Annotated in this window: 8 protein-coding genes; all 8 read right to left on the minus strand. The window is 62.6% G+C overall.

The features are described from left to right. Positions 1-2238 (minus strand): M56 family metallopeptidase (locus HW556_RS17215; RefSeq protein ID WP_176901361.1); only part of this gene is annotated, 2238 nt, incomplete at its 3' end. After that, positions 2235-2654 carry a BlaI/MecI/CopY family transcriptional regulator gene (locus HW556_RS17220; protein ID WP_176901362.1) on the minus strand — a complete coding sequence of 140 codons (420 nt, stop codon included), beginning with the start codon at positions 2652-2654 and terminating at the stop codon, positions 2235-2237. The genes HW556_RS17215 and HW556_RS17220, both read right to left, overlap by 4 nt. A 153-nt stretch (positions 2655-2807) precedes the next feature. Further along, positions 2808-5339, minus strand: coding sequence for an outer membrane beta-barrel family protein (locus HW556_RS17225; RefSeq protein WP_176901363.1), 2532 nt, complete (start codon positions 5337-5339; stop codon positions 2808-2810). Between the two features lie 138 nt (positions 5340-5477). Then, positions 5478-6212, minus strand: coding sequence for a DUF4097 family beta strand repeat-containing protein (locus HW556_RS17230; protein WP_176901364.1), 735 nt, complete (start codon positions 6210-6212; stop codon positions 5478-5480). A 49-nt stretch (positions 6213-6261) separates the two neighbouring features. Further along, complete coding sequence (locus HW556_RS17235; RefSeq protein WP_176901365.1) at positions 6262-7029, minus strand: DUF4097 family beta strand repeat-containing protein; 768 nt, start codon at positions 7027-7029, stop codon at positions 6262-6264. A gap of 128 nt (positions 7030-7157) precedes the next feature. Then, a complete protein-coding gene (locus HW556_RS17240; protein ID WP_176901366.1) occupies positions 7158-8033 on the minus strand; it encodes a HEAT repeat domain-containing protein in 876 nt (291 codons plus the stop codon). A 14-nt stretch (positions 8034-8047) separates the two neighbouring features. Next, on the minus strand, positions 8048-8557 hold the full coding sequence (locus HW556_RS17245; protein WP_176901367.1) for an RNA polymerase sigma factor: 510 nt from the start codon (positions 8555-8557) through the stop codon (positions 8048-8050). A gap of 264 nt (positions 8558-8821) precedes the next feature. Further along, positions 8822-9181: a dihydroneopterin aldolase gene (gene folB / locus HW556_RS17250; RefSeq protein ID WP_176901368.1), complete on the minus strand. Its 360-nt coding sequence runs from the start codon at positions 9179-9181 to the stop codon at positions 8822-8824. Between the last annotated feature and the right edge of the window lie 248 nt (positions 9182-9429).

Here is a 9429-nt window from a genome sequence, read left to right on the forward strand (position 1 = left end):
GGGCGCAGGTGACGCGGGCGGAGTCATCATTGTCCCCACTATGTTGGTCGTCGAGCCCGAAGTCTGGTAGTTGAGGTTGTACGCGCCCCGCAGCGGCTGGCCCTGCTGCTGCTCTATCAGCCGCAGATACTTCTGCTGCACGGCGGCCGGCTGCTTCTTCCCGTTCACCGTCATCCCGCTGGCCGAAAGGCTGAGCTGCAGGTTGTTGGTATTCTGGATGAGGTTGTCGCGGCGTAGCTCCTGCAGTAGGGCGGCGGTGCCTTTATCCCGGCGGGCCTGCTCCACGTCGCGGCGGGCCTGATCGGCATCCCGGCGGGCTTGATCGGCGTCGCGGCGGATTTGGTCGGCATCGCGCCGGGCTTGTTCCGCATCGCGGCGGGCCTGCTCCTGGGCTTCACGAATGTCCTGCCGGATTTCACGCCGCTGCTGAATCTGTTCTTCTTCCCGCTCCTGCTGCCGTTCGCGCATGGCTTCCACCTGTTCCTGCAGCAACTCCCGCTCCTCGTCGGTGCGGGCCGATTTGACGGCGGCCTCCAGCTCTTTCTGTGCCTGAGCAAAAGCGTTGCGGGTGATGTCATCCATATCCATCTCTCCTACCGCCCGCTGCGCCTCGGCCAGCGCCAGCGCCGATAGCTCCTGCGCATCGGCAGCACTGGGGGCGTCGCCACTCAGCGTCGCCCGGTTCATGCGCAATGCCAGTTCCTCCAGCCGCTGCTGTTCGTCGGTTTGTGGCCGTGGGGCAAACCGGTTTGCACGGCTGTCGAGTTGCACTACGTCCACCTGGTCGCCCTTTTTGCGGGCCGGGGCGATGTCAACCGGCTGTCCGTCAATCAGCAGCTCCGTCAGGCGGCCCTTCTTATCGCGCTTGATAATTACCGTACCGGCATCAGCACTTCGGCGGCCAGACCTCGACCAGCGCATCAGACGCGGGTTGCGAATGGTATCGAAGCTGATTTCGGTGCTGCCCAAGCGGGCCCGCGCCTGCCCGTCGGCCGACACGCTGAGGATGCGCAATGCCTCCTGAGAGTCGGGGCGGGTTTCGGGGGCGGCACCCAACACCGGCACCGTGGCTGGCGCGGGCTGCGCCGGAGCCAGCGTAGCGGCGCGGCGCAGGGCAGCGGCCGGTTTAGCCAGCGTGGCCGCCAGCGAAGTTGCGGCCGGACGGGCCAGCGCCACTGCGGTACTCAGCACAACTACGCCTACCAGTACCACGCAGGCAGCCATGAAGCCCTCGGCAAACGTGGGCCGCTGCCGGCCCTGCACCAGTCGCCGGATGCGGCCCAATACCGAGCCATCGGGCCCCAGCGCCGACAGCGCCAGGCTTGATCCGACAGGCGCCGGGGCGGCCGTTAGCTCGGCCAGGGCAGCCAGGGCGCGAGCCACCGTGAGCGGGTTGCCGCCCACCAGGGCTGTGGCAACGTCGTCACAGCAGTTTTCGCGCTCGGTGCGCAGGCAGGCGGCCATAAACCACACGCCCGGATGGTAAAACAGGACCGTTTCGGCCACGGCCTGTAGTAGGTTCAGCAGATAGTCGCGGCGTTGCACGTGGGCCAGCTCGTGGGCCAGTACCGCTTCGAGGTATGCTGTGCCCAGGCCGGTAACGGTACCCAGCGGCAGCAGCACCACCGGCCGCAGATGCCCCACCACCACCGGCACCTTCACCAGCGCCGATTCGAGCAGTTCCACGCGCTGCTTCAGGCCGGCGCGGTCGGCCAGGGCCGCCAGCCGCTCCTGCCACTCGGCGGCCAGCGGCTGCACCCGGTAGCGCCGCAGGCGCTGCACGTAGGCGAGGCTACCCAGCAGACGCAGCAGCATCACGAGTAGGCCCATCAGCCACACGGTAACCAGCAGCGGCAGGTTGGCATCGAAATACGTCTGCCACGAGTCCAGCCAGCCGGGCGCGGCCGGGCCGACAGCCAACTGGGCAGCCGGGACGGCAGCTACGGCAGCGCCTAATGCACTTTCCGTATCGGCCGGCTGCATTACTGCGGCAGCGGCCGGGCCAGCTGAAGGGGCCTGGTAATAGTACCGCCCGAACGTGAGGCCGCACAGCAGCAGCAGCGTAATAAGCGCGGCGGCGGCGGTGCGGTAGCGCACCTGGGCCGAGTGGCGGCGCAGCAACAGTAGCAGCCCGGCCAGCGCCAGCGCCACTACCGCCCCCTGCCAGAGCGAATGAATCAGAGTCCAGCCCAGGGCCCGCACGAGGGCCGGAGGCAGCAGTTGTTCGAGCCAGTTCATTGCGCAGGGTCGTTAGCGGGTGAGTTGGTATCGTTCTGAATTTCGATGTCGTTGAGCAGGCGGCGAATCTGGGCCAGCTCCTCGCGCGAGGTGCGCCGGTTGCCCAGCGCCTGCATCACCAGCTTCATGGCCGAGCCCCCAAAGGCGGCATCCACGAACTTGTCAAGCAGCAGCCCCTGGGTTTCCTCCTCACGTACTGCCGCCCGGTACACATGGGTGCGGGTGTCGTCTTCACGCAGCACCAGCACCTTTTCGAGCATCAGTTGCAGTAGCTTGAGCGTAGTGGTGTAGCCAATGTCGCGGCGCTGGCTCAGCTCGTCGTTCACGAAGCGCACCGTGCTGGGGCCGTGCTGCCAGAGCACCTGCAAAATCTCCAGTTCCGACTCGGTGGGCTTGGGTATCATCTTTTTAGTCATTGTAAATCAGCCAATAGAAGGTACGATATTATTCGTACTTCAAACATATACGAAACATATCGTATATCCAAATATATAGTACGAAATAAATCGTAATTGCTTTGCACGACCAAAGGCCAGGAGTAGAATCCTGTGTCTCAATTGCGAAAACAATTACTGTTGCCCGCCCTGCTGGCTACCGCCGCCCTTCACGTCGTCGTTGCTGATGGTTTTGCGGCGGCTTCCCCCACCCGACTTCGCATCGCCGAAGCGGTAGCCGAAGCTCAGGCGTACTGCCCGGTTGTAGGCCCGGTACTCGCTGGCTTCCTCGAAAAAGGCGGTGCGCAGGGTACTGCGGTAAGCCCAATATTGGTTGAAGGGGTTAGCCACATTGAGCGTGAGGTCGGCGCGCTCCTTCCAGAACGTTTTCTTGCCCCCCAGCGAGTAATACAGATTGGACGAGCCGGTACCCTGAATCTGGGGGTCGGGCAGCGAGCCGTACAAAAAGGCCTGCACCATAAATTCCTTGGGCAGCTTGTAACTCGTATTCAGGTTGAGGCCGGCCGTAAAGCCCTCGCGCCGCAGATTCAGCGCCGTGCTGCGGCGCGTGATGTAGCGCACGTTGGGGCCGCCGCTCAGTTCCCAGCCCTTAACCGGCTTCAGCGAGCCGTACACGTTCAGCTCGTAAAACGTGTTGGCGGCTACGTTGCGGAAGGTTTGCTCGGTGATATTACGAACCGGATCCAGCAGTTGGCTTACCTGCTCGATGGCGTTGCCCGTGCGCCGCACCGAGCCCGACACGTTCAGCGTAGCCGTTTTGATACTCGTGTTGTAGGCCAGCTCGTAGGAGTCGGTCAGCTCGGCTTCCAGGTCAGGATTACCAAAGCTCACCACGTTGGGGTCCGACACGTCGCGGAATGGGTTGAGGTAATAGATGTAGGGCCTGGTAATGCGGCGGCTGTAGGCCAGGCGCAGGCTGCTGGCCTCGCTAAGCGTGAGCTGGGCGTTGCCATTGGGCAGCGGCGTGTAGTAGCTGCGCCGAAAACCCGTATCGGTAGTACGAAAATCGGCCGTTAGCGCCGTGCGCTCCAGCCGGCCGCCCAGGCTCAGACTCAGCTTCTTGCCCAAGCCAAAGGAGTAAGTGGCGTAAGCGGCCTGCACGTCCTGCTGGTAGTCAAAATCGGTGCCACGGGCCGGCAGCCGGTTGGGCTCGCCGGTTTCGGGAGCCAGGCTGTCCACGCTCACCCGCGAGCCGGTGCTGCGCCAGATGGCTTTGAGGCCGGTTTCGAGCTTTTGCTTGTCATCTTTGCCCATGGGCTGCACGAAATCGGTTTGAATGGTGCTTTCGGAGCCGGGCTGGCGGCCCCGGCTACGCTCGCGGGCACTGGCCAGGGCCGGACTCAGCGGCACGAGGCGGCCGTTATACTGCTCAAAATCGTAGCCGCTGGTGCTGGGGTTACCCGCGTACTGGCCCAGCACGCTCCACTCGCGGCCCTTCTGCTCGAAGGTGCGGGTGTAGGTGCCGGTCAGCTCGGTGTTCAGGCCCGAAAATCGGTTGCGGTTGTCGCGCACGAACAGCTGCCCGGCCAGTGTATCTGGCCCGGCCAGCGGGGTCGTGCGGCTGCGCAGGGTCTGGTCGGAAGAGCCGCCCCAGCCGTTGAGCGAGCTGGCCAGCGAAAAGCTGTGGTGGTCGGCGGGGTCGAAATCGAAGCCTACCGAGCCGTAATACCAGCCGCCATTATTTTGCACGTCGCTGTTTTGCTGCAGCAGGCTGGTGGCCTGGCCACTTGCATCGAAGCTTGTCCGCTCCCGGAGGCTCTGGCCGGGGTTGTACCACAGCCCGCCACCCAGCGAGGAGGTAAAGCCCAGCTTGCCGGTGCGGAAGTTGAGCGAGGAGTTGAGGCCGCTGTTACGGTTGCCGGTGGTAGCGCTCAGCCGGCCGTTGGCTTTCTGCTGGACACCTTTTTTAAGCACTATGTTGATGATGCCGGCCGTGCCTTCGCCGTCGTATTTGGCGGGTGGCGTCGTAATCAGCTCCACACTCTGAATCTGCTCGGCCGGAATGCTTTTCAGGGCCTCGGCCAGGTTTTTGGCCAGCGTGGGCGAGGGCTTGTTGTTGATGAGCACCCGGAAGTTGCCCGAGCCGCGCATCTGCACGTTCCCGTCGCCATCTACGGCTAGCAGCGGGGCCTTGCGCAGCACGTCGGCCGCCGTACCGCCAGCGTTGCTCAGGTCCTGGTCGGCGTTGTACACCAGGCGGTCGGGGCGTACTTCTATCACTGGCTTGGTACCCGTCACCACCACTTCGCCCAGGGTCGTGCCGGCCACCGGCAGCCGGAAGCTGCCCGCGTCGGTTGTGCCGGCCGTTACGGTTACGGGCCGCGTGCGGGTAGCGTAACCCACAAACAAAGCCCGCAGCCGGTAGTTGCCGGGCGTCAGCTTGTCGAGTACGAAGCGGCCCCGCTCATCAGTGGCTGCGCCGGTTATGGGCTTGTCGTCGGCCGCATCGGCCGGCAATAGCACCACCGTGGCATAGGGCACCGACTGGGCCTTAAGCGAGTCCAGCACCATGCCCGTGAGGCGGCCAGCACCAGTGGTGGCCGCTGTAGCCAGCGGCGCCTGCTGGGCCTGGGCGGGGGCAACGAACAGCAGGCCGCTCAGCAGGGATAACAGACCGATAAATCTCCGGGTATAGAGGTGGCGCATGACTGAATAAGTAGAAGAGTAATGACAGAAAGAGCCTGCCAGCCGAGCTGGGGTTGCCTGATTGGCAGCAAATTATGCAGTTACTCATTATCAGTCGGTGAACGGCCTGACGACTACCAACCGTCAACTGGTAACTGACTAGTTGCTTTTGCGAAAAAACACGTTGCCACTGATGGATTCGAGCCGGATGCGGGGACCACCGCCGGCCAGCGTACCCCGCACCTCATAGCCCACCACCGAATTCTCTTTGCGGTTATTGAAAGTAACTTCCTGGTTGGTGAACACCTCTCCTGAAATTGATTTGAAGGCCACCTCGGCCCCACGGCCGGCGGGCCAGCTCACATCTACGAACCCGCTGATGCTTTTCAGCTCCAGCGGTCCGGTCAGGCCGGCCACGTCCACGTTGCCGCTGATGGTGTTGAGGCGCAGGGTAGCGTTGGCGGGCAGGGTAATATCGTAGGTGATAGTGGCGCACACCGCGGCCCGGTTGCCCTGGACATCGCGCCCGCCGTCCCAGGAGCCGAAGTAGGTTGTGCCGGGGGCGTTGGCCGGACAGTCGCCGGGTTGGGCCTGGGCCAGCAGCTGCTTATTGAGGTCGGCCGTAACGGTTACGGCAGTCGGGGTTTCGCGCAATTCAAGCTCGAGCGCGTCGTTCAGCTTGTTCTGGTTGATGCTCACCGTGGCCCGTAGCCGCAGCCGGTTGTCGGACGCCGGCCGTAGCCGAATGGTGGTGCCGTATTTGAGGTCCAGCACCACCGTCTGGCCGGCCGCCACGGGGGCCGCTTTGTCGATGGTTTTCTGGGCGTGGGCTACCGGCGCGGCGGCCAGCAACAAACCGGCCACGGTGCACAAATTCAGGAGAAAGCGTGTCATAAAAGGGGAAGTCTAAGGGTAGGAGTTGTCTTGTTTGCGCTTTGCTGCTTTACTTGGTCTTCCGCACGTACACGTTACCGCTGATGTTTTTCAGCGAAATAGATGTACCGCCGCCGTTGAGGTGGCCGCCAGTGGCCTGGCCACCAATGCGGGTCAGGCCACCGGTATCGCCGGTTTTGGGCGGGGTCAGGTCGAAATCGGTATATACCTCGCCCGAAATGGTGCGCATGGTGAGGGTGGCCTTGGTGGCGGTGGGCAGAGCCACATCAATAGCGCCGCTGATGTTGCTGATGGCGCTGGGCGCGGGCGTGAGCGTGGCGTAGCGCACCGTAATGTCGCCGCTGGTACTGCTGGCCACTACCGGGCCGGTTACGTTGAGCAGTTTGGCACTAGCACTTTTCATTTCCACCTGCAAGCGGCCACGCAGGTTCTGCATTACCAGGTCTTCGTCGCCCCAATTCATAGACCGATATACTACGTCGGCCGCACGAGGCACCTGGATTGTGTAGCGGTTGGTCCAACGTGAGGCCTGCACGATGCTTACCGTATTGCCGGTGCGCCGGATTTCCAGACCTATTTTGGTGTTGTCTACGGCAGTATTGTACACGGAATGTAAGCCCTCGGCCCGCTTGTCGGGTTCTTTGTTACTATTCCCTTTAATCACTATCTCGTCGCCGTCATAGCCCTCAACGGTCACTTCCGAGTTGCGCATCAGAATTACGATTTGAGCGCCGTTAAGCTTCATTTTGTACTCCTGGGCCCGCAAGCCGGCAGCGTACAGCAGCGCCAGCAGGGTTAGTAAAAAAGTCTTTTTCATGAGTGAAAAGCGAAAATGCATGAAGGGAAATCGGGACTGATAGTAGGCCACAAAACGAATAAAATGCCAGGCGTTACTTAACTCGCCGGAGCGAGACTGACGGCGAATGGTCATCAGCTGAAGACATTTCAAAGCAGCACTCCGATGCCCTGGGTGGCCTGATGGCGCACCACGGGCAGCGCATCGGGGCGCTGGGCCAAGCGCTGGAGTTGGGGCACGGCCTGCTTGCGGCGCAGGCTCACGAGCATATCAATCAGCGTAATCTGCACGTTGGGGTCGGTCTGCACGGCCAGCGACTGGGCCAGGGCCGGCCCCACGAGCGAGTCGGCGCGTAGCCGGAAGAGGGCTTCGGCGGCGGCCAGGCGCACGTTGGGGTTGGGGTCGGCGTTGAGCGTGTTAATGAGCACGAGCACCGTAGGGTCGCCGGGACGCACGTTTTCAGCCACCGCCTCGTGTACCAGCTGAATCCGGCTGCTGGCCATAGATGGCTGGCCATTAGTGGCCGTCAGCTGGCGGGCCAGTAGCTGGGCCGATTCAGCCTGACTGTATGCCAGTGTAGCTTCGGAAGGCGAGCCGGGCCGGGCCAACAGCCAACCAAGCGTTGCGCCCACAACCAGCAACGCCACGCTAGCCGCAATGCGCAGCCAGCCGGCCGTAGCCGCATCCAGCGCCCCCGCCGACCATAGCGGCCGCACAACTGCTGCCGCTGGACGGGCCGAAATTCGGGCGGCCTGCAAGGTGTGCTTCTCGGCGGCCAGCATAGCCAAAAAGTCGTCGCGCAGGGCCAACGGGGGCAGTTCGGGCGCAACATCAGCCAGCAGTGGAAGCAGCATCTGGTACTCGGCCAGACGAGCCTGGCAGTCGGGGCAGTGCGGCAAGTGGGCTGCCACCCGCGCCGCTTCGGCGGGCGGTAAATCCTTGGCGGCGTAGTCGGCCAGCAGCGGCAGCAGGGCAGTGCAGTCGGGTGGCAACGGTAATTGGGCGTCGATTTCTTCGGGTATCATCTTAGTAAGAAGTCTTATTGAAAATACACCTGCCGCAGGGCCTCCAGGGCGCGGTGGGCCTTTACCCGGGCGGCCCCTTCGGAGCAAGCCAGCAACTCTCCGATTTCGGCGTAGCTAAAGCCCTGAAACCGGTGCAGCACCAGAATTTCGCGTTGCGCTACGGGCAGCAAACCCAGTGCCTCCTGCAATGCGGCGTGGTCCTGGGAGGCCGCCATGCCGGCCAGGGCGGCGCGGCGGTGGGTGGCGGTGCGCTCGAAACCTTCCACATCGTCTGGTAGCCGATGGTTTTTCTGCCAGTGGTCGTGATGAACGTGGCGGGCCAGCTGGTACACCCAAGCCCGGAAGGGCTGGCCCGGTTGGTAACTGGTCCGGTATTTCAGCACTCGCAAAAACACGTTTTGCACCAAATCCTGGCTGGTTTCGCGGCACCCGCAAAGCCGGCACAAAAAATTAAACAGCGGCCCGTGGTAACGCTCGAACAGCGGCGTGAGCTGGTCCAGGTTGTCGCCGCGGACTTGTTCCATTAAGGTTTCGTCGCTGACGTGGGCCACGGTGCAGGGCAGTTTTAGCGGGAGAGTTGTAAGGGGTACCGGCCCGACGGCGGTTCGTTACAGTGGGCCGCAACTTTTTTTTGAACGACGTAGGGGCAGGGCTCGCCTCCGCCCGCCGCTGCACTGAATCATTGACTCAAAACACGCCTCGTGGCAATGCCTTTTGTTCAACAAGCTCGTTCAACGGCGAGCAAAGGCGAACTCCGCCCCTACTCCACTGTATAAAAATCTTCGCCCCTAGTCCCGCCGGCGCTCCAGTGTCACGCGGGCCCGGTGGCAGATGCCGCCCAGCGGCGGGTTAAACTTCGAAACGCTGACGCGCACGCCGTTCACGTAGGGAAACTCGGCCAGCACCCGGTCGAGCACGCGGTGGCCGAGGTGTTCGAGCAGGCGGGCCGGGGCCTGCATTTCCTCGGCTACCACTCGGTACAACACCTCGTAATTCACGGTTTCGGCCAGCTGGTCGGAAGCCCCAGCCGCGTGCAGGTCGGTGTCAATGAACAGGTCGATGCCATACTTATTGCCGATTTTCTGCTCCTCATCATAGTATCCGTGGAAGGCGAAAAACTCCATGCCTTCAAGTGCAATCTGGCCCATAGGTGAGATGGTGAGGTAGTGAGATGGTGATTTTGATGCTCCGATGAGCAGCCGCAGTCGGGCATTTAAAAACAACGAAGCCCACCCCAAGAGGCAGGCTTCAGTCAGAGGATAGAAAAACTGTATCCGCAATCTGCGAAATAAATTTTATCTGCAACACCTGTGATTAAATGTCGTCGAAGAACGACCGTTCGCCCAGCGCTGCCGGGGCCGCGGCCGGTGCGGCCATGCCCGGCTGACCGGGATGG

It is taken from the genome of Hymenobacter terrestris, assembly GCF_013377905.1.
In the GTDB taxonomy this organism is placed as follows: Bacteria; Bacteroidota; Bacteroidia; order Cytophagales; family Hymenobacteraceae; genus Hymenobacter; species Hymenobacter terrestris.

What these genes read in the sequence shown, in the direction of transcription:
- HW556_RS17245 (WP_176901367.1), bottom strand. Translation starts at nt 8,557, where the DNA reads ATGGAACAAGTCCGCGGCGACAACCTGGACCAGCTCACGCCGCTGTTC.
- HW556_RS17240 (WP_176901366.1), bottom strand. Translation starts at nt 8,033, where the DNA reads ATGATACCCGAAGAAATCGACGCCCAATTACCGTTGCCACCCGACTGC.
- HW556_RS17230 (WP_176901364.1), bottom strand. Translation starts at nt 6,212, where the DNA reads ATGACACGCTTTCTCCTGAATTTGTGCACCGTGGCCGGTTTGTTGCTG.
- folB (WP_176901368.1), bottom strand. Translation starts at nt 9,181, where the DNA reads ATGGGCCAGATTGCACTTGAAGGCATGGAGTTTTTCGCCTTCCACGGA.
- HW556_RS17220 (WP_176901362.1), bottom strand. Translation starts at nt 2,654, where the DNA reads ATGACTAAAAAGATGATACCCAAGCCCACCGAGTCGGAACTGGAGATT.
- HW556_RS17235 (WP_176901365.1), bottom strand. Translation starts at nt 7,029, where the DNA reads ATGAAAAAGACTTTTTTACTAACCCTGCTGGCGCTGCTGTACGCTGCC.
- HW556_RS17225 (WP_176901363.1), bottom strand. Translation starts at nt 5,339, where the DNA reads ATGCGCCACCTCTATACCCGGAGATTTATCGGTCTGTTATCCCTGCTG.